Genomic DNA, 23,584 nt, shown 5'->3' with positions numbered 1-23,584 from the left:
CACACTTAGCTGAGCTCGTTCTCGATGAAATCGAAGAGGTCGTCATCCGACGCGTCGCCAAGTCGCTGCGTAATGCTCTCAGCGTCCGTCGCTGCGCCCTCGCCACCGTTCAGCTTGGCTAGGAGAACCTGGAGTCGGGATGCGATGGCCATTCGCTCGGAATTGTCCGGATCGGCCGTAGAGATTGATGCCTCGAGTTTTTCCAGATCCGCGATCAGCGGAGTGGCGGAAGTCCCCTCGTCGGGGAGCACGCCCACTCGTACGTATTCTGCGAGTGCCCTTGCATTGGGATAGTCGAAGACCAGTGTGGTGGGCAGCCGCAGACCCGTGTCCGCGTTCAGCCGGTTTCGGAATTCTACCGCCGTGAGCGAGTCGAATCCCAATTCTTTGAAGGCGCGGTCGGATTCCACACCCTCCATACCTGAGAATCCGAGAACCGCGGCCGCGTGAGCGCGTACCAGGTCGAGCACGGCGCGCTCCCGCTCACCCGGAGCCAGCGCGAAGAGCCGTTCCCTCAGTCGTGATCCGCCCTCCGCGTGACTCTCCTCGGCGGCACGGGCCTGCTCAAGGGCCGATATGACCTCGGGCAGGTCGCCGATGAGCGGGCTGGGCCGCCCGATCGTGAACGAGGGAGCGAACCGCTCCCAGTCCACATCAGCGACCGTCACCACACCCTCATCACCCGCGACCGCACCCTGCAACGCCGCGACCGCCAGACCCGGCGCCATCGAAGACAACCCACGACGCGCCAGCTGCTCGCCGCCGTCACCGGCCGCCATACCGCCCCCGGCCCAGGGACCCCAGGCCACCGCGGTACCGGCAAGACCCCGCGCCCGACGATCCTCCACCAACGCATCCAGACAGGCGTTGGCCGCACCATAAGCAGCCTGACCACCACTGCCCCACACACCGGAGATCGACGAGAACACCACGAACGCGTCCAGCTCACGGTCACCCAGCAACACATCCAGGTTGACGGCACCCGCCACCTTCCCGGACACCACCGCCGCCGCGTCCGCCAGACCCATCCCCGCCAGCTCGGCCGCCTGCTCCACACCCGCCGCATGGAACACCGCACTGAGCGGAAACTCCTCCGGCACCGCGTCCAACACCCCAGCCAGCTGCTCTCGGTCGGCCACATCACAGGCCACCACCGTCACCCGAGCACCCAGCGCTTCAAGTTCCCCGCACAGCTCGGGCGCACCCGGAGCCTCCACGCCCCGACGACTGGTCAACACCAGATGCTCAGCACCACTGCGCACCAACCAACGCGCCACCTCACCGCCCAGCGCACCCGTACCACCGGTCACCAACACCGTGCCACGCGCCCGCCACGACCGCTCCGCCCCCTCACCAACCCCGGCTTCAGCTCGCACCAGGCGTCGAACGAACACCCCCGAACCACGCACCGCCACCTGGTCCTCATCACCGTCGGCGGACAGCACGCCCACCAACCGGCCCACCGCGCGCTCGTCCAACACCTTGGGCAGATCCACCAGACCACCCCACACCGCCGAGTGCTCCAGCCCCACGACCCGGCCCAGGCCCCACACCTGCGACTGCACCACACCAGCGAGCCGATCCGAACGCCCCACCGACACGGCACCCCGCGAGGCACACCACAGTGGGGCGTCGGCACCCATCTCCACCAACGCCTGCACCAGCGTCAGCGTGGAAGCGAAGCCGCCGGACAGCGCGGGGAACCTCGGGCAGGGCTCCTCGTCCAGGGCGAGCAGCGACACCACACCACTGAGCGCGGCCACCTCACGCAGCCGCTCCCCCAGCACCTCGGGGTCAAGGTGCCGCTCATCCACCACCAGCGACACCACACCCGCGCCGTGCCGTTCGAGTCCGGAGACGATCTCCGCCACCAGCTCGTCCTCGGCACGGGCCGCCGGAACCACCACCAGCCACGTCCCCGACAGCGATCCACCGGTCACGTCCGCGACCGGCTTCCACACCACCCGATAACGCCAACCGTCGATCGTGGACTGGTCGCGATTGCTCCGGTGATATGCGGACAGCGCGGGCAGGACCGCGCTCAGCGGCGTTTCGCCGTCGACGTCGAGCGCCTCGGCGAGCGCTTCGAGATCCTCGCGCTCGACCGCTTCCCAGAACCGCGCATCCACCGAATCCGCGGCGGCCGAACCGGCATCGCGAACACGTCCGGTCGCGGACATCTCCGGCCAGAACCGCTCACGCTGAAACGCGTAGGTGGGAAGCTCCACCTTGCCGGCGCCGCGCCCGGCGAATACCGATTCCCAGTTCACCGAGGCACCGTGCGCGTGCAATTCGGCCAGCGCCGTCATCAACGCCCCTGCTTCGGGGCGCTGCTTGCGCAGCACAGGAACCAGCATTGCCGCTGAGGTGTCTTCGGCGCTTTCCGCGAGACAGTCCTGAGCCATCGCGGTGAGCACACTGTCAGGACCCACTTCCAAGAACCTGGTCACACCCAACGCCTTGAGCGAAGACATCCCATCCGCGAACCGCACCGCCTCACGCACATGTCGAACCCAATAATCCGGAGAACACGTCTCCTCCTCCGATACCAGGCCACCGGTGACATTGGACACCAGCGCCATGGTCGGCGGTTCAAAAGAGACCTCGCGGACCACATGGCCGAACGCGTCCAACACACTGTCCATGAGACAAGAGTGAAACGCATGTGAGACCCGCAAACACCTAGTCTTTGTCCCGCTCGCCTTCCATGTGGCCGCCACCTCATGCACTGCGGCCGCATGGCCCGCGATCACCACCGCCGACGGCCCGTTGACCGCGGCGATGTTCACCTCGTGCTCACGGCCCGCGAGTGAGGCGGCGACCTCCTCCTCGGATGCCTGGATGGCCACCATGGCGCCGCCTTCGGGCAGCGCCTGCATCAGCCGGCCACGGGCCGCGATCAGCGTGCACGCGTCCTCCAGCGAGAACGCCCCCGCCACATGGGCCGCCGCGATCTCGCCCACCGAGTGGCCGATCACCACATCCGGGGTCACGCCCCAGTCCTCCAGCAGCCGGAACAACGCCACCTCGACCGCGAAGAGGGCGGGCTGGGTGAACGCCGTCTGATCCAGCAACCCGGCATCCGTACTGCCCTCGGCCGCGAACATCACCTCACGCAGCGGACGGTCCAGCAGCACATCGAGGTGCGCGCACACCTCGTCCAACGCCTGGGCGAACACCGGGAACGCCTCGTACAACTCCCGCCCCATGCCCAGGCGTTGCGCACCCTGACCCGAGAACAGGAACGCCGTCTTGCCACCCAGTACGGCATGCCCTTGGACGACGCCGGGAGCGATCCCGTGCCCGGCCACGGCATCGAGACCTCGCAGAAGGGTTTCCCGGTCCTCGCCGATCAGCACGGCCCGGTGCTCGAACATCGAGCGGGTCGCCAGCGAGTACCCCACGTCCAGCGCACCGAGGTCGGCCCGGGCGGCCACATGCGCGGCGAGCCGCTCGGCCTGCGCCCGCAACGCCTCCCGGCTCTTCCCGGAAACCAGCCACGGCACCACAGCCGCCGACACCGGCGTCTCGGGCCCGGACGGCTCCCGGGCCACGGCCTCTTCCAGGTCAGGAGCCTGCTCGATGATGGTGTGCGCGTTGGTGCCGCTCACACCGAAGGCGGAGACACCGGCCCGGCGCGGCCGGCCCGTCTCCGGCCACGCGGTGGCCTCCGTCAGCAACCGCACCTCACCCGCCGACCAGTCCACCTGCCGCGACGGCTCATCCACATGCAGCATCTTCGGCAGCACACCGTGCCGCATCGCCATCACCATCTTGATCACACCCGCCACACCCGCGGCGGCCTGCGTGTGCCCGATGTTGGACTTGATGGCACCCAGCCACAGCGGGCGGCCCACCGGCCGCTCCTGGCCGTAGGTGGCCAGCAGCGCCTGCGCCTCAATCGGGTCTCCGAGCATGGTGCCGGTGCCGTGCGCCTCCACCGCGTCCACCTCAGCAGACGACAGCCCCGCGCTGGCCAGCGCCTGGCGGATGACCCGCTGCTGCGACGGCCCGTTCGGCGCCGTCAGACCGTTCGACGCACCATCCTGGTTCACCGCCGAGCCGCGCACGACCGCCAGCACCTGATGGCCGTTCCTGCGCGCGTCCGACAGCCGCTCCACCAGCAGCATGCCCACACCCTCCGACCACCCCGTGCCATCCGCCGCGTCAGCGAACGGCTTGCACCGGCCATCGGGCGCCAGCCCCCGCTGACGACTGAACTCCACGAACGCGCCCGGCGTCGACATCACCGACACACCACCGGCCAACGCCAGGTCACACTCACCCTGACGCAGCGCCTGTACCGCGAGGTGCAGAGCCACCAGCGACGACGAACACGCCGTGTCCACCGTCATCGCCGGCCCCTCGAGACCGAACGTGTACGAGATACGGCCCGACACCACACTGGCCGCGCTGCCCGTACCCACATGGCCACCGAAGTCCTCGGAGGCGTCGAGCATGAGCGTGGAGTAGTCCTGGCCGTTGGTGCCCACAAACACACCGGTCCGGCTGCCCCGCAGCGACTCCGGGGCGATACCGGCGTGTTCGAACGCCTCCCACGACGTCTCCAGCAGCAGCCGCTGCTGCGGATCCATCGCCAGCGCCTCACGCGGCGAGATCCCGAAGAACTTCGCGTCGAATTCCGGGGCACCGTAGAGGAAACCCCCCTCACGGGCGTAGAACGTGCCCGGCTGCTCGGGGTCCGGGTCGTACATACCCTCGACGTCCCAGCCACGGTCGCCGGGGAACCCGGAGATGGCGTCCCCGCCCTCGGCCAGCAGCCGCCACAGCTCCTCCGGTGTGTGCACATCCCCGGGGAACCGGCAACTCATCGCCACGATCGCAATCGGGTCGCCGTCATCCGGCCGCGCCCGGTGCGCCACCGCCGAGGTGGCCGCTTCGGCGGTGACCCCGCCCAGCTCCTGCCACAGATAGTCGGCGAGCACCTCGGCGGTCGGGTAGTCGAAGACGAGAGTCGCGGGCAGGCGCAGACCGGTGGCCAGGTCGAGCCGGTTGCGCAGCTCGATGGCGGTGAGGGAGTCGAACCCGAGGTCCCGGAAAGCACGGCCCTGCTCGACGGACTCCGCCGAGAAGTGGCCGAGCACCGAGGCCGCGTGAGTGCGGATGAGGTCCAGCAGGAGGAGGCGCTGCTCCTCGTCCGACCGTCCGGCCAGCTGGTCCCGCAGGTCGTGGCCCGGTGCCGGCCGACCGGTGGTCCCGGCCACAGCGGTCAGGAGCTCACGCGCTTCGGGAAGGTCGCTGATGAGGGCGCCGCCGCCGGACGCGGCATGTGCCGAGGCCAGGCGCTCCCAGTCGACGTCCGCCACGACCAGCGAAGCCTCGTCATGGCCCACGGCCCAACCGAGCGCCGCCACGGCCAGCGACGGAGCCATGGGGGGCAGCGGCCCTCCGCGCATCCGCTCCCCGGCGCGGCCGCTCGCGGCCATGCCGCCGTCGGCCCACGGGCCCCAGGCGACCGCGGTGGCGGCCAGGCCCTGCGCCCGGCGCAGCTGCGCCAGCGCGTCCAAGTGAGCGTTGGCCGCCGCGTAGGCCCCCTGTCCGGGGCCGCCCATGACGCCGGCGAACGACGAGAACAGCACGAACGCGTCGAGTGACAGTTCCGCAGTCAGCTCGTGCAGGTGCCGCGCGCCCTCGACTTTCGCGGCCAGCGTCCCGGCCAGCCGGTCGACGGACAGGCCGCCCAGCACACCGTCGTCCAGAATGCCCGCCGCGTGCACGACCGCGCTGAGCGGATACCGCTCCGGGATGGCGGCCAGCACCGCGGCGAGGGCATCGCGGTCGGCGGCGTCGCAGGCCGCCACGGTCACCTCGGCGCCCATTTCTTCAAGTTCCGCCGTGAGCTCGGCAGCGCCTTCGGCCGCCGGGCCGCGACGGCTTGTCAGCACCACGTGTCCGGCGCCCTCGCGCACCGCCCAGCGCGCCACGTGCGCGCCCAACGCTCCCGTACCACCGGTCACCAGAACCGAGCCGGTCGGCCGCCAGGCTCCGCCACCCGACGACGCGACACGCGCCAACCGCCGGACGAACACACCGGAACCCCGCACCGCCACCTGCTCCTCGGCGCCCTCGGCGGACAGCACACCGGCCAGCCGCCCCACGGCACGCTCGTCCAGCGTCCCGGGCAGATCAACCAGGCCACCCCAGATCCGAGGGTGCTCCAGGGCCGCCACCCGGCCAAGACCCCACACCCCCGCCTGCACCGGGCTGGTGAGCCGGTCCGAACGCCCCACCGACACCGCACCCCGCGAGGCGCACCACAACCGAACGCCCACGTCCAACCCGGCCAGGGCCTGCACCAACCGCAAAGTGAGCGCGAGTCCCGCCGCGACCACCGGCTCCTCGACGAGGGGCTCCTCGTCCAAGCCGAGCAACGACAACACACCGATCTCGGACTCGCCGTCGAGCGCGCCGAGCAGCGCCCGGGCCAGCCCGTCGGCGTCGGTGCCGGCGGCAACCGCCACCGACACCACCCGGGCACCGTGACTCTCCAATCCATGGCGGATCGACGTGGTGACGTCGCTTTCCGCCAGTCCGGCCGGCACCACCACCAGCCAGGTCCCCGCCAGAGACCCGCTGGTCATGTCCGGGACCGGCTTCCAGGAAACCCGGTACCGCCAGCCGTCGACCATGGACCGCTCACGCTGCTGACGCCGGTACGACGACAACGCGGGCAGCAACTCGCTCAGCGAACCCTCCCCGTCAACCTCCAGCGCCTCGGCCAGAACCTCCAAGTCCTCGCGCTCGACCGCTTCCCAGAACCGGGCGTCGACCAAGTCCACACTGTCGGCGGCTGAGCCGCCCGACGCACCGCCGCTGTCCTCCAGCCAGTAGCGCTGCCGCTGGAACGCGTACGTCGGCAGCTCGACCTTCCGCGCACCGCGTCCGGCGAAGAACTGTTCCCAGTCGACGGTGACGCCGTGGACGTGGAGTTCGGCCAGAGCCGTCGTCAACGCCCGGGCCTCCGGGCGGTCCTTGCGCAGCACCGGCACCACGACCGAGGCCGCCGTCAGGCACTCCCGCGTCATCGCCGAGAGCACACCGACGGGGCCCACCTCGATGTACGCGGTGACGCCCTGCGCTTCGAGGGTCCGCACCCCGTCGAGGAAACGGACGGTCTCCCGCACATGCCGCACCCAGTACTCCGGCGAGCACACCTCGTCGACGCCCGCCTGCTCACCCGTGACATTCGAGATGAACGCGATGGACGGGCCGTGGTAGGTGAGCGTCCCCGCGACCGCGCGGAAGTCGTCCAGCATCGCGTCCATGCGCGGTGAGTGGAACGCATGACTGACCCGCAGCCGACGGGTCTTGCGGCCCTGTGCCGCCCACTGCCCGGCGATCTCCACCACCGCCGCCTCGTCACCGGCGATGACCACAGAGGTCGGGCCGTTGACCGCCGCGATGCTCACCTCGGCCCCACGCCCGGCCAGCGACGGCGCGATCTCCTCCTCCGGCGCCTCGACGGCCACCATCGCCCCACCGGCCGGCAGGGCCTGCATCAGCCGGCCACGCGCCGCGATCAGCGTGCACGCGTCCTCCAGCGAGAACACCCCCGCCACATGGGCCGCCGCGATCTCGCCCACCGAGTGGCCGATCACCACATCCGGAGTGACACCCCAGTCCTCCAGCAGCCGGAACAGCGCCACCTCGACGGCGAAGAGGGCGGGCTGAGTGAACGCCGTCTGATCCAGCAACCCGACATCCGCACTGCCCTCGACCGCGAACATCACCTCACGCAGCGGACGCTCCAGCAGCACATCCAGATGCGCACACACCCCGTCCAGGGCGCGGGCGAACACCGGGAACGCCTCGTACAACTCCCGCCCCATACCCAGACGCTGCGCACCCTGACCGGTGAACAGGAACGCGGTCTTTCCGCCCGGGGCCGCCTGTCCCTGGACGATGCCGGGGGCGTCGTCGCCCGCGGCGACGGTCTCCAGGCCGCGCAGCAACGTCTCGCGTTCGGTTCCCAGCAGCACCGCGCGGTGCTCGAACGCCGATCGCGTGGCGACCAGCGATTCGGCGATGTCCAGAACGCCGGGCTCGGCCCCTTCGAGCAGGTGGGCGCGCAGCCGCTCGGCCTGGTCACGGAGGGCTTCCGGGCTCCGGGCGGAGAGCACCCAGGGGGTCACGCCCTGATCGTCGGCGGGAGCCGCCGGGGCGGACTCCGCCTCCTCCTCGTACACCGGTGCCTGTTCGATGATGGTGTGCGCGTTGGTGCCGCTCACGCCGAAGGCGGAGACACCGGCCCGGCGCGGCCGGCCCGTCTCGGGCCACGCGGTGGCCTCCGTCAGCAACCGCACCTCACCCGCCGACCAGTCCACCTCACGCGACGGCTCATCGACGTGCAGTGTCTTCGGCAGCACACCGTGCCGCATCGCCATCACCATCTTGATCACACCCGCCACACCCGCGGCGGCCTGCGTGTGCCCGATGTTCGACTTCAGCGCGCCCAGCCACAACGGCCGGCCCACCGGCCGCTCCTGTCCATAGGTCGCGAGCAGCGCCTGCGCCTCAATCGGGTCACCGAGCATGGTGCCGGTGCCGTGCGCCTCCACCGCGTCCACCTCAGCAGCCGACAGGCGGGCGTTCGCCAGGGCCTGGCGGATGACCCGCTGCTGCGAGGGACCGTTCGGCGCCGTCAGACCGTTCGACGCACCATCCTGGTTCACCGCCGAACCACGCACGACCGCCAGCACCTGATGGCCATTGCGCCGCGCGTCCGACAGCCGCTCCACCAGCAGCATGCCCACACCCTCCGACCACCCCGTGCCATCCGCCGCGTCAGCGAACGGCTTACACCGGCCATCGGGGGCAAGTCCGCGTTGTCGGCTGAACTCGACGAAGGCGGCCGGGCTGGTCATCACGGTGACGCCACCGGCAAGCGCCATGGAGCACTCGCCCTGGCGCAGTGCCTGCGCGGCCTGATGGAGGGCGACCAGCGACGACGAGCACGCGGTGTCCACCGTCAGCGCGGGCCCCTCAAGACCCAAGGTGTAGGAGATACGACCGGACACGACCGATGTCGCGTTACCCGTCAGCAGCTGACCTTCCAGCGCCTCGGCCAGCTCGCTGGAACCGGACCCGTAGCCCGAGGCGGCGGCCCCCACGAACACGCCGATCTGGCTGCCGCGCACGGACGCGGGGTCGATACCGGCCCGCTCGAACACCTCCCACGACGTCTCCAGCAGCAGCCGCTGCTGCGGATCCATCGCGAGCGCCTCACGCGGCGAGATCCCGAAGAACCCGGCGTCGAACTCGCCCGCCCCGTCGAGGAACCCACCCTCACGGGCGTAGAACGTGCCCAAGCGCCCGGGGTCCGGGTCGTACATCCCGTCCACGTCCCACCCACGATCGGACGGGAAGTCCACGATGGCGTCCGCACCGGCCGCGACAAGGTTCCACAAGTCCTCCGGGCTGTGCACCCCGCCCGGGAAGCGGCAGCTCATCCCGACAATCGCGATCGGATCGTCATCGACCGCAGATGGCGTCGCTACCGGCGCGGCCACCGCGCCCTGCGTGCCCAGCAGCTCGGCACGCAGATGACCCGCCAGCACCATGGCGCTCGGGTAGTCGAAGACCAGCGTCGCCGACAGTGCCAGCCCGGTCTCCGCGTTCAGCCGGTTGCGGAACTCCACCGCCGTCAGCGAGTCGAATCCCAGCTCCTTGAACGCGCGCGCGGGCTCGACCGCCTCCGCACCCGCGAAGCCGAGAACAGCGGCCGCGTGGCCACGCACCAGGTCGAGCAGGGCCCGGTCGGTCTCCGCCTCGGTCAGCCCCGCCAACCGCTCCCGCAGTACGGAGCCGACACCGGCGCCTTCGGTGTTTCCGGCGTCAGCCAGCGCCCGCTGGACCTCGGGCAGGTCGCCGATCAACGGGCTGGGCCGCCCGATCGTGAACGAGGGAGCGAACCGCTCCCAGTCCACATCGGCGACCGTCACCACACCCTCATCACCCGCGACCGCACCCTGCAACGCGGCGACCGCCAGACCCGGCGCCATCGAGGCCAGGCCACGGCGCGCCAACTGATCACCGCCGTCACCGGCCGCCATACCGCCCCCGGCCCAGGGACCCCAGGCCACCGCGGTACCGGCAAGACCCCGCGCCCGACGATCCTCCACCAACGCATCCAGACAGGCGTTGGCCGCACCATAAGCAGCCTGACCACCACTGCCCCACACACCGGAGATCGACGAGAACACCACGAACGCGTCCAGCTCACGGTCACCCAGCAACACATCCAGGTTGACGGCACCCGCCACCTTCCCGGACACCACCGCCGCCGCGTCCGCCAGACCCATCCCCGCCAGCTCGGCCGCCTGCTCCACACCCGCCGCATGGAACACCGCACTGAGCGGAAACTCCTCCGGCACCGCGTCCAACACCCCAGCCAGCTGCTCTCGGTCGGCCACATCACACCCCGCCACGGTCACCCGCGCGCCCAGGGCCTCGAGTTCCCCGCACAGCTCGGACGCGCCCGGAGCCTCGACGCCCCGACGGCTGGTCAGCACCAGGTGCTCGGCGCCGTTGCGCACCAGCCAGCGGGCCACCTGGCCGCCGAGCGCACCCGTGCCACCGGTCACCAACACCGTGCCACGCGCCCGCCACGTCGTTCCGTCGGTCGCCGGCGCGGCCGAACGGGTCAGGCGGCGTGCGAACACACCCGAACCACGCACCGCCACCTGGTCTTCGCTGGTCTCGGTGGCCTCGGCGGCCTCGGCGGCCTCGGCGGCCAGCACACCGGCCAGCCGGGCGATCGCACGCTCGTCCAGAGACTCGGGCAGGTCGACCAGACCGCCCCACAGCTGCGGCAGCTCCAGCGCGGCCACCCGGCCCAGCGCCCACACCATCGCCTGCGTCGGGCTGGTGAGCCGGTCCGAACGCCCCACCGACACGGCGCCGCGCGTACCGCACCACAGCGAAGCCTCGATGCCCGCGTTCGCCAACGCCTGCACCAGCGTCAGCGTGGAAGCGAAGCCGCCGGACAGCGCGGGGAACCTCGGGCAGGGCTCCTCGTCCAGGGCGAGCAGAGACAACACACCACTGAGCGCGGGCGCATCGGCGACCACCTCACGCAGCCGCTCCCCCAGCACCTCGGCGTCCAGGTCCCGCTCATCCACCACCAGCGACACCACACCCGCGCCGTGCCGTTCGAGTCCGGAGGCGACCTCCGCCACCAGCTCGTCCTCGGCACGGGCCGCCGGAACCACCACCAGCCACGTCCCCGACAACGACCCACCGGCCACATCCACGACCGGCTTCCACACCACCCGATAACGCCAACCGTCGATCGTGGACTGGTCACGCCTGGTGCGGTGATACGCGGACAGCACGGGCAGGACCGCGCTCAGCGGCGTTTCGCCGTCGACGTCGAGCGCCTCGGCGAGCGCTTCGAGATCCTCGCGCTCGACCGCTTCCCAGAACCGCGCATCCACCGAATCCACAGCGCCCGGCGCGTCCCAGCCACGCAGGGAGAGGGACACCTCGGGCCAGTACCGCTCACGCTGGAACGCGTACGCGGGCAGCTCCACCATCCGCGCACCGCGCCCGGCGAATACGGACTCCCACTCCACCGAGGCTCCATGGACGTGGAGTTCGGCCAGCGCCATCGTCAACGCCCGGGCCTCGGGCCGGTCCTTGCGCAGCACCGGCACCACGGCCGAGGCCGCGGCCTGGTCCTCCGTCAGGCAGTCCCGCGCCATCGCCGAGAGCACACCGTCGGGACCCACCTCCAGGAGGGTGGTCACGCCCTGTCCCTGGAGTGCCCGCACTCCGTCCAGGAAACGCACGGCCTGGCGCACATGCCGCACCCAGTACTCCGGCGAACACACCTCGGCGTCCGAGGCCAACCCGCCGGTCACGTTGGAGACCAGATCGATGGACGGCGCCTGGAAGGACAGGCCGGAGATCATGCTGCGGAAGTCGTCCAGCATGGCGTCCATACGGGGCGAGTGGAACCCGTGGCTGACCCGCAGCTGACGGACCTTACGACCCTGCCGCTCCCACTCCCCGGCGATCTCCAACGCCGCTTCCTCGTCACCGGCGACGACCACAGCCATCGGGCCGTTGACCGCCGCGATGCTCACCTCGGCCCCACGCCCGGCCAGCGACGGCGCGATCTCCTCCTCCGACGCCTCGACGGCCACCATCGCCCCACCCTCGGGCAGCGCCTGCATCAGACGGCCACGCGCCGCGATCAGCGTGCACGCGTCCTCCAGCGAGAACACCCCCGCCACATGGGCCGCCGCGACCTCACCCACCGAATGGCCGATCACCACATCCGGGGTCACGCCCCAGTCCTCCAGCAGCCGGAACAACGCCACCTCGACCGCGAAGAGGGCGGGCTGGGTGAACGCCGTCTGATCCAGCAACCCGGCATCCGCACTGCCCTCCGCCGCGAACATCACCTCACGCAGCGGACGCTCCAGCAGCACATCCAGATGCGCACACACCCCGTCCAACGCCTGGGCGAACACCGGGAACGCCTCGTACAACTCCCGCCCCATACCCAGACGCTGCGCACCCTGCCCCGAGAACAAGAACGCCGTCTTGCCACCCAGTACGGCATGCCCTTGGACGACGCCGGGAGCGATCCCGTGCCCGGCCACGGCATCGAGACCTCGCAGAAGGGTTTCCCGGTCCTCGCCCACCAGCACCGCCCGGTGCTCGAACACCGTCCTGGCCGCCAGCGAGTACCCCACGTCCAGCGCACCGAGGTCGGCCCGGGCGGCCACATGCGCATGCAGCCGCTCGGCCTGCGCCCGCAACGCCTCCCGGCTCTTCCCGGAAACCAGCCACGGCACCACAGCCGCCGACACCGGCGTCTCGGGCCCGGACGGCTCCCGGGCCACGGCCTCTTCCAGGTCAGGAGCCTGCTCGATGATGGTGTGCACGTTGGTCCCGCTCATACCGAACGCCGACACACCCGCCCGGCGCGGATGCCCGGTCTCGGGCCACGGCCTGGCCTCGGCCAGCAGCTCGACGTCGCCCTCCGTCCAGTCCACGTGTGGCGAAGGCTCGTCGAGGTGCAGGGTCTTCGGCAGCACACCGTGCCGCATCGCCATCACCATCTTGATCACACCGGCGACACCCGCGGCGGCCTGGGTATGGCCGATGTTCGACTTGACGGCGCCCAGCAGCAGCGGCCGGCCCTCGGGGCGGTCCTGGCCGTAGGTGGCCAGCAGCGCCTGCGCCTCAATCGGGTCACCGAGCATGGTGCCGGTGCCGTGCGCCTCCACCGCGTCCACCTCAGCAGCCGACAAGCGGGCGTTCGCCAGAGCCTGCCGGATCACCCGCTGCTGCGACGGGCCGTTCGGCGCCGTCAGACCGTTGGACGCACCGTCCTGATTCACCGCCGAGCCGCGCACGATCGCCAGCACCTGATGGCCGTTCCTGCGCGCGTCCGACAGCCGCTCCACCAGCAGCATGCCCACACCCTCGGACCACCCCGTGCCATCCGCACCCTCCGCGAACGGCTTGCACCGGCCATCGGGCGCCAGCCCCCGCTGACGACTGAACTCCACGAACGCGCCCGGCGTCGACATCACCGACACACCACCGGCCAACGCCAGGTCACACTCACCCTGACGCAGCGCCTGTACCGCGAGGTGCAGAGCCACCAGCGACGACGAACACGCCGTGTCCACCGTCATCGCCGGCCCCTCGAGACCGAACGTGTACGAGATACGGCCCGACACCACACTGGCCGCGCTGCCCGTACCCAGGTGGCCCTCGAGGTCACCCTGCGCGTCCAGCCATAGTCCGGCGTAGTCCTGGCCGTTCGTTCCGACGAACACACCCGCCCGCGTGCCCCGCAGCGACTCGGGGGCGATACCGGCGTGCTCGAACGCCTCCCACGAGGTCTCCAGCAGCAGCCGCTGCTGCGGATCCATCGCCAGCGCCTCACGCGGCGAGATCCCGAAGAACTTCGCGTCGAATTCCGGGGCACCGTAGAGGAAACCCCCCTCACGGGCGTAGAACGTGCCCGGCTGCTCGGGGTCCGGGTCGTACATACCCTCGACGTCCCAGCCACGGTCGCCGGGGAACCCGGAGATGGCGTCCCCGCCCTCGGCCAGCAGCCGCCACAGCTCCTGCGGGGTCTCGACGCCACCGGGGAAGCGGCAACTCATCGCCACGATCGCGATCGGGTCATGGGCCACGGCAACGGCTTGCGGCTCGGCCGCGGCCACGGCCGGCTGGGCGGAGCCGAACGCCTCGGCGTCCAGGTAGTCGGCCAGTTCGGCGGCGCTCGGATAGTCGAAGACCAGCGTGGCCGGCAGGCGCAGACCGGTCGCGATGTCCAGCCGGTTGCGCAGCTCGACCGCCGTGAGGGAGTCGAACCCGAGGTCGCGGAAGGCCCGGCCGGGCTCGATCGACCGGGCCGAAGCGTGGCCGAGCACGGCGGCCGCGTGGCCCTGTACCAGTTCCAGGACGGCCTGGTTCCGCTCGGCCTCCGACAGCCCGATGAGCTTCTGGGCGAAGGTGACAGCTTCCGCCTCGGCCTCGCCGCCGACCCCGGTCAGGTACATGCGCGCTTCGGGGAGGTCACTGAGGAAGGCGCTGGGGCCCGCGCTCAGCATCGAAGCCATGCCGGCCCAGTCGATGTCGGCCACGACCAGCGCGGCCTCGTCATGGCCGACAGCCCAACCGAGCGCCGCCACGGCCAGCGACGGGGCCATGGGGGGCAGCGGCCCTCCGCGCATCCGCTCCCCGGCGCGGCCGCTCGCGGCCATGCCGCCGTCGGCCCACGGGCCCCAGGCGACCGCGGTGGCGGCCAGGCCCTGCGCCCGGCGCAGCTGCGCCAGCGCGTCCAGGTGGGCGTTGGCCGCCGCGTAGGCCCCCTGTCCGGGGCCGCCCATGACGCCGGCGAACGAGGAGAACAGCACGAACGCGTCGAGGTCCAGATGTGCCGTCAGCTCGTGCAGCTGCCTGGCGCCCGACACCTTCGCGCCGAGCACGCCGGCCAGCCGGTCGACGGACAGGCCGTCCAGCACACCGTCGTCCAGCACACCGGCCGCGTGCACCACCCCGCGCAGGGGGAACTCCTCGGGGATCCCCGCCAACACTTCGGTGAGCGCCTCGCGGTCGGCCACGTCACAAGCGGCCACGGAGACCAGCGCACCCATGGCCTCGAGTTCCGCCTTCAGCTGGGGCGCACCGTCGGCCGCCGGGCCGCGACGGCTTGTCAGCACCACGTGTCCGGCGCCCTCGCGCACCGCCCAGCGCGCCACGTGCGCGCCCAACGCTCCCGTACCACCGGTCACCAGAACCGAGCCGGTCGGCCGCCAGGCTCCGCCACCCGACGACGCGACACGCGCCAACCGCCGGACGAACACACCGGAACCCCGCACCGCCACCTGCTCCTCGGCGCCCTCGGCGGACAGCACACCGGCCAGCCGCCCCACGGCACGCTCGTCCAGCGTCCCGGGCAGATCAACCAGGCCACCCCAGATCCGAGGGTGCTCCAGGGCCGCCACCCGGCCAAGACCCCACACCCCCGCCTGCACCGGGCTGGTGAGCCGGTCCGAACGCCCCACCGACACCGCACCCCGCGAGGCGCACCACAACCGAACGCCCACGTCCAACCCGGCCAGGACCTGCACCAACCGCAAAGTGAGCGCGAGTCCCGCCGCGACCACCGGCTCCTCGACGAGGGGCTCCTCGTCCAAGCCGAGCAACGACAACACACCGATCTCGGACTCGCCGTCGAGCGCGCCGAGCAGCGCCCGGGCCAGCCCGTCGGCGTCGGTGCCGGCGGCAACCGCCACCGACACCACCCGGGCACCGTGCCTCTCCAATCCATGGCGGATCGACGTGGTGACGTCGCTTTCCGCCAGTCCGGCCGGCACCACCACCAGCCAGGTCCCCGCCAGAGACCCGCTGGTCATGTCCGGGACCGGCTTCCAGGAAACCCGGTACCGCCAGCCGTCGACCATGGACCGCTCACGCTGCTGACGCCGGTACGACGACAACGCGGGCAGCAACTCGCTCAGCGAACCCTCCCCGTCAACCTCCAGCGCCTCGGCCAGAACCTCCAAGTCCTCGCGCTCGACCGCTTCCCAGAACCGGGCGTCGACCAAGTCCACACTGTCGGCGGCGGAGCCGCCCGACGCACCGCCGCTGTCCTCCAGCCAGTAGCGCTGCCGCTGGAACGCGTACGTCGGCAGCTCGACCTTCCGCGCACCGCGTCCGGCGAAGAACTGTTCCCAGTCGACGGTGACGCCGTGGACGTGGAGTTCGGCCAGAGCCGTCGTCAACGCCCGGGCCTCCGGGCGGTCCTTGCGCAGCACCGGCACCACGACCGAGGCCGCCGTCAGGCACTCCCGCGTCATCGCCGAGAGCACACCGACGGGGCCCACCTCCACGAAGGTCGTCACGCCCTGCGCCTCTAGCGCCCGCACGCCGTCCGCGAACCGCACGGCCTCGCGGACGTGGCGCACCCAGTACTCCGGCGAGCACACCTCGTCGACGCCCGCCGACGTGCCCGTGAGGTTGGAGACCAAGGAGATCGACGGCGCCTGGAAGGACAAGCCCGCGACCACGTCACGGAAGTCGTCCAGCATCGCGTCCATACGCGGTGAGTGGAACGCATGACTGACCCTCAGCCGACGGGTCTTGCGGCCCTGTGCCGCCCACTGCCCGGCGATCTCCACCACCGCCGCCTCGTCACCGGCGATGACCACAGAGGTCGGGCCGTTGACGGCGGCGATGCTCACCTCGGCCCCACGCCCGGCCAGCGACGGCGCGATCTCCTCCTCCGGCGCCTCGACGGCCACCATCGCCCCACCCTCGGGCAGCGCCTGCATCAGCCGGCCACGCGCCGCGATCAGCGTGCACGCGTCCTCCAGCGAGAACACCCCCGCCACATACGCCGCCGCGATCTCGCCCACCGAGTGGCCGATCACCACATCCGGAGTGACACCCCAGTCCTCCAGCAGCCGGAACAGCGCCACCTCGATGGCGAACAGCGCGGGCTGGGTGAACGCCGTCTGATCCAGCAACCCGGCGTCCGCACTGCCCTCGGCCGCGAACATCACCTCACGCAGCGGACGCTCCAGCAGCACATCCAGATGCGCACACACCCCGTCCAACGCCTGGGCGAACACCGGGAACGCCTCGTACAACTCCCGCCCCATACCCAGACGCTGCGCACCCTGCCCCGAGAACAAGAACGCGGTCGAACCCGACGTACGCGCGTCAGACCGAACCACTCCGGGGGCGGTCTCACCGGCAGCGACAGCTTCGAGTCCCCGCAGCAGTTCGGCGCGATCCGTGCCCGTGACCACCGCACGGTGTTCGAGGGCCGAACGCGTCGCCACCAGCGAGTAGCCCACATCCAGCGCGCCCAGTTCGGTGCGCTCCGTCAGCCGCGACCTCAGCCGTTCGGCCTGGGCGCGCAGGGCTTCCGGGCTCCGGCCGGAGAGCGCCCAGGCAAGGACGCCGAGGTCCTCGGCGGGAGCCTCGTTCCGCACCGCCTCCTCGTACACCGGGGCCTGCTCGATGATGGTGTGCGCGTTGGTGCCGCTCACACCGAAGGCGGAGACACCCGCCCGGCGCGGCCGGCCCGTCTCCGGCCACGCGGTGGCCTCCGTCAGCAACCGCACCTCACCCGCCGACCAGTCCACCTCACGCGACGGCTCATCCACATGCAGCATCTTCGGCAGCACACCGTGCCGCATCGCCATCACCATCTTGATCACACCCGCCACACCCGCGGCGGCCTGCGTGTGCCCGATGTTCGACTTCAGCGCGCCCAGCCACAACGGCCGGCCCACCGGCCGCTCCTGTCCATAGGTCGCGAGCAGCGCCTGCGCCTCAATCGGGTCACCGAGCATGGTGCCGGTGCCGTGCGCCTCCACCGCGTCCACCTCAGCAGCCGACAGGCGGGCGTTCGCCAGGGCCTGGCGGATGACCCGCTGCTGCGAGGGACCGTTCGGCGCCGTCAGACCGTTCGACGCACCATCCTGATTCACCGCCGAACCACGCACGACCGCCAGCACCTGATGGCCATTCCTGCGCGCGTCCGACAGCCGCTCCACCAGCAGCATGCCCACACCCTCCGACCACCCCGTGCCATCCGCCGCGTCAGCGAACGGCTTACACCGGCCATCGGGCGCCAGACCGCGCTGACGGCTGAACTCGACGAAGGCGGCCGGGCTGGTCATCACGGTGACGCCACCGGCAAGCGCCATGGAGCACTCGCCCTGGCGCAGTGCCTGCGCGGCCTGATGCAGCGCCACCAGCGACGACGAGCACGCCGAGTCCACCGTCAGCGCGGGCCCCTCGAGACCGAACGTGTACGAGATACGGCCCGACATGACGGAGGTGGCACTGCCGGTCAGCAGCTGACCTTCGAGCCCCTCGGGGATCTCGTGCAGCCCCATTCCGTAGCCGGAGGTCGCGGCTCCCACGTAGACCCCGATCTGGCTGCCCCGCACCGACGCGGGAGCGATGCCCGCCCGCTCGAACACCTCCCACGACGTCTCCAGCAGCAGCCGCTGCTGCGGATCCATGGCCAGCGCCTCACGCGGCGAGATCCCGAAGAACCCGGCGTCGAACTCGCCCGCCCCGTCGAGGAACCCACCCTCACGGGCGTAGAACGTGCCGGAGCGGTCCGGGTCGGGGTCGTACATCCCGTCCACGTCCCATCCACGGTCGGAGGGGAAGTCCACGATGGCGTCCGCACCGGCCGCGACAAGGTTCCACAAGTCCTCCGGGCTGTGCACCCCGCCCGGGAAGCGGCAGCTCATCCCGACAATCGCGATCGGATCGTCATCGACCCGAGCCACCACCGCCGACGGCGCCGCCACCGCACCCCGCGTCCCCAGCACCTCAGCACGCAGATGCGCCGCCAGCACCATGGCGCTCGGGTAGTCGAAGACCAACGTCGCCGGCAACACCAGCCCGGTCTCCGCGTTCAGCCGGTTACGGAACTCCACCGCCGTCAGCGAGTCGAATCCCAGCTCCTTGAACGCGCGCGCGGCCTCAACCGCCTCCCCACCCGCGAAGCCGAGAACAGCGGCCGCGTGGCCACGCACCAGGTCGAGCAGGGCCCGGTCGGTCTCCGCCTCGGTCAGCCCCGCCAACCGCTCCCGCAGTACGGAGCCGACACCGGCGCCTTCGGTGTTTCCGGCGTCAGCCAGCGCCCGCTGGACCTCGGGCAGGTCGCCGATCAACGGGCTGGGCCGCCCGATCGTGAACGAGGGAGCGAACCGCTCCCAGTCCACATCAGCGACCGTCACCACACCCTCATCACCCGCGACCGCACCCTGCAACGCCGCGACCGCCAGACCCGGCGCCATCGAAGACAACCCACGACGCGCCAGCTGCTCGCCGCCGTCACCGGCCGCCATACCGCCCCCGGCCCAGGGACCCCAGGCCACCGCGGTACCGGCAAGACCCCGCGCCCGACGATCCTCCACCAACGCATCCAGACAGGCGTTGGCCGCACCATAAGCAGCCTGACCACCACTGCCCCACACACCGGAGATCGACGAGAACACCACGAACGCGTCCAGCTCACGGTCACCCAGCAACACATCCAGGTTGACGGCACCCGCCACCTTCCCGGACACCACCGCCGCCGCGTCCGCCAGACCCATCCCCGCCAGCTCGGCCGCCTGCTCCACACCCGCCGCATGGAACACCGCACTGAGCGGAAACTCCTCCGGAACATCAGCAAGGACAGCGGCCAACGCGTCACGGTCCGTCACATCACACGCCACCACGGTCACCCGCGCGCCCAGCACCTCGAGCTCATCGCGCAGCTCGGCAGCGCCCGGCGCGTCAAGGCCGCGACGGCTGGCCAGCACCAGATGCCCGACACCGCTGCGCGCCAGCCAACCGGCCACCCGGCCACCCAGCGCACCCGTACCACCGGTCACCAACACCGTGCCACGCGCCCGCCACGACCGCTCCGCCCCCTCACCAACCCCGGCTTCAGCCCGCACCAGACGCCTGGCGAACACTCCCGAGCCACGGACCGCGACCTGGTCTTCGCCATTCCCGGCGGACAGCACACCGGCCAGCCGCGCCGCACCGCGCTCATCCAGCAACTCGGGCAAGTCCACCAGACCGCCCCATATCGCGGGGTGCTCCAGCGCCACGACCCGTCCCAGACCCCACACCTGCGACTGCACCGCGCCGGTCAGCCGATCCCAGCGCCCCACCGACACCGCGCCACGCGTACCGCACCACAACCGGGCCGGAACATCCGCCTCGACCATCGCCTGCGCCAGCACCAGGCTCCGCGCATAACCACCCGACAGCGCCGGATACCCCGGGCAGGGCTCCTCGTCCAGGGCGAGCAGCGACAGGACACCACCCAGCTCAGGCGTCTGCCCGGCCATCTCACGCAGCCGCCCCGCCAGCACGCCTCCGTCCAGGTCCCGCCCGTCCAGCACGAGCGACACCACGCCCGCACCATGCCGCTCAAGCCCGGCGACAACCCCCGAGACCAGCTCGTCCCCAGCACGGGCCGCCGGAACCACCACCAGCCACGTCCCCGACAACGACCCCTCGGCCACGTCCGCGACCGGCTTCCACGACACCCGATAACGCCAGCCATCGATCGTCGACTGCTCGCGGCTGCTGCGCCGGTACGCCGACAGCGCGGGCAGCACCACGCCCAGCGACGCCTCGTCCTCGAAGTCCAGCGTCCTCGCGAGCGATGCGAGGTCCTCCCGCTCCACCGCCTGCCAGAACCGCGCATCCACCTCATGGCGGATGCCGACATCGACACCGACCGCATCGGCGGACTTCTCGGCCCAGTAGCGCCGACGCTGGAAGGCGTAGGTCGGCAGGTCGACCCGGCGGGCCCCGAGACCGTCGAAGGCCGAGGTCCAGTCGACGGCGGACCCGTGAACATGCAGCCGGGCCAGCGCCGTGGTCAGGGCCACGACCTCAGAACGGTCCTTGCGCAGCCCCGGCACGATCACGGGCGCCGAGGCGGGCTCGGACCGGTCCGACAAGCAGTCCTGCGCCATCGCCGAGAGCACACCGTCGGGACCCACCTCCAGGAGGGTGGTCACGCCCTGTCCCTGGAGTGCCCGCACTCCGTCCAGGAAACGCACGGCCTGGCGCACATGCCGCACCCAGTACTCCGGCGAACACACCTCGGCGTCCGAGGCCAACCCGCCGGTCACGTTGGAGACCAGATCGATGGAGGGCGGGGCGAACGAGAGCCCCTCGACGACCTTGCGGAAGTCGTCCAGCATGGCGTCCATACGGGGCGAGTGGAACGCGTGGCTGACCCGCAGGCGGCGGGTCTTACGACCCTGCCGCTCCCACTCCCCGGCGATCTCCAACGCCGCTTCCTCGTCACCGGCGATGACCACGGCCATCGGGCCGTTGACCGCCGCGATACTCACCTCGGCCCCACGCCCGGCCAGCGACGGCGCGATCTCCTCCTCCGACGCCTCGACGGCCACCATCGCCCCACCCTCGGGCAGCGCCTGCATCAGCCGGCCACGCGCCGCGATCAGCGTGCACGCGTCCTCCAGCGAGAACACCCCCGCCACATACGCCGCCGCGACCTCACCCACCGAATGGCCGATCACCACATCCGGAGTGACACCCCAGTCCTCCAGCAGCCGGAACAACGCCACCTCGATGGCGAACAGCGCGGGCTGGGTGAACGCCGTCTGATCCAGCAACCCGGCATCCGCACTGCCCTCCGCCGCGAACATCACCTCACGCAGCGGACGCTCCAGCAGCACATCCAGATGCGCACACACCCCGTCCAACGCCTGGGCGAACACCGGGAACGCCTCGTACAACTCCCGCCCCATACCCAGACGCTGCGCACCCTGCCCCGAGAACAAGAACGCGAGGGTGTCCTCGACCCGTGTCGTGCCCTGAATGACCTGAGCCGTGTTCTCGCCGGTGGCCAGAGCCTTCAGGCCGCGCAGGAACTCGTCCCGGTCCCCGGCGACCAGGGCCGCGCGGTGCTCGAAAGCCGATCGGGTCGTGGCCAGGGAGAAGCCGACATCCGTCAGCGCCGACTCCGAGTGGGCGCTCAGATGGGCGTGGAGCCGACCGGCCTGGGCGGCGAGCGCCGCCGCGCTCTTGCCGGACAGCAGCCACGGCAGGACGACGGACCGCTCGGCCCGGTCCGCCTCGGGGGCCACCGTCCCGGGTCGTCCATCACGGTCGGCTTCCGGAGCCTGCTCGATGATGGTGTGCGCGTTGGTCCCACTCACCCCGAACGAGGAGACACCCGCCCGGCGTGGTCGGTCCGTCTCCGGCCACGCGGTGGTCTCGGTCAGCAACCGCACCTCACCCGCGGACCAGTCCACCTGCCGCGACGGCTCATCCACATGCAGCGTCTTCGGCAGCACACCGTGCCGCATCGCCATCACCATCTTGATGACACCCGCGACACCAGCAGCGGCCTGGGTATGGCCGATGTTCGACTTGATGGCACCCAGCCACAGCGGACTGTCCGCCGACCGCTCCTTGCCATATGTCGCCAGCAGCGCCTGCGCCTCGATCGGGTCACCCAACGTGGTACCCGTACCGTGCGCCTCCACCGCGTCCACCTCTGACGCCGGCAGCCCCGCACTCGCCAGCGCCTGACGGATCACCCGCTGCTGCGACGGCCCGTTCGGCGCCGTCAGACCGTTCGACGCACCATCCTGGTTCACCGCCGAGCCACGCACGACCGCCAGCACCTGATGGCCGTTCCTGCGCGCGTCCGACAGCCGCTCCACGAGGAGCATGCCGACGCCCTCGGACCAGCCGGTGCCATCCGCCGCGTCCGCGAACGGCTTGCACCGCCCGTCAGGGGCGAGCCCCCGTTGCCGGCTGAACTCCACGAAGGCACCCGGCGTCGACATCACCGACACACCACCGGCCAGCGCCAGCGAGCACTCGCCCTGACGCAGCGCCTGCACGGCCAGGTGCAGCGCCACCAGCGACGCCGAACACGCCGTGTCCACTGACACCGCGGGCCCCTCAAGACCCAAGGTGTAGGAAATACGCCCCGACACCACGCTGACCGCGCTACCCGTCAGATAGCCCTCAAGCCCGCCTTCGACCTCGAGAAGATGAGTCGAGTAGTCCTGACCGTTCGTGCCGACGAAAACCCCGACCGGCTTGCCACGCAGAGACAGTGGGTCGATGCCGGTTCGCTCGAACGCCTCCCATGACGCTTCGAGCACCAACCGCTGCTGCGGATCGGTCGCCACAGCCTCACGGGGAGATATTCCGAAGAACTGCGGGTCGAACTCGTCAGCCTCGTAGCAGAAACCGCCCTCTCGGGCGTAACTCGTCCCCGGATTGTCCGGGTCCGGGTGGTACAGCCCCTCGACGTCCCAGCCGCGATTCGTCGGAAACCCGGAGATGGCGTCGACGCCATCGACGACGAGTTGCCACAGTTGCTCCGGGGTGTGCACGCCTCCGGGAAAGCGACAGCTCATCCCGACAATGGCAATGGGCTCACGCGACGCCGCGACCAGGCGCTGATTCTGTAGCTTGAGGCGGTCGTTTTCCCGCAAAGAAGCGCGCAGCGCTTCGACAACTCTCTCGGAGGACGTAGCCATCAGTAGCTCCACATTTCCCAAAA

Annotated in this window: 1 protein-coding gene; it reads right to left on the bottom strand. The window is 70.9% G+C overall.

Annotation, left to right across the window (positions count from 1 at the left end; all coding sequences use genetic code 11):
- Positions 1 to 5: 5 nt before the first annotated feature.
- Positions 6 to 23,561, bottom strand: coding sequence for a type I polyketide synthase (locus JIX55_RS39650; RefSeq protein ID WP_257568041.1), 23,556 nt, complete (start codon positions 23,559 to 23,561; stop codon positions 6 to 8).
- Between the last annotated feature and the right edge of the window lie 23 nt (positions 23,562 to 23,584).

This window comes from Streptomyces sp. DSM 40750 (assembly GCF_024612035.1).
Lineage (GTDB): Bacteria > Actinomycetota > Actinomycetes > Streptomycetales > Streptomycetaceae > Streptomyces.
This window is presented reverse-complemented; position numbering and strand designations above follow the sequence as displayed.

Excerpts from the sequence above, each read along its gene's own strand:
- JIX55_RS39650 (WP_257568041.1), bottom strand. The coding sequence starts at position 23,561 with ATGGCTACGTCCTCCGAGAGAGTTGTCGAAGCGCTGCGCGCTTCTTTG.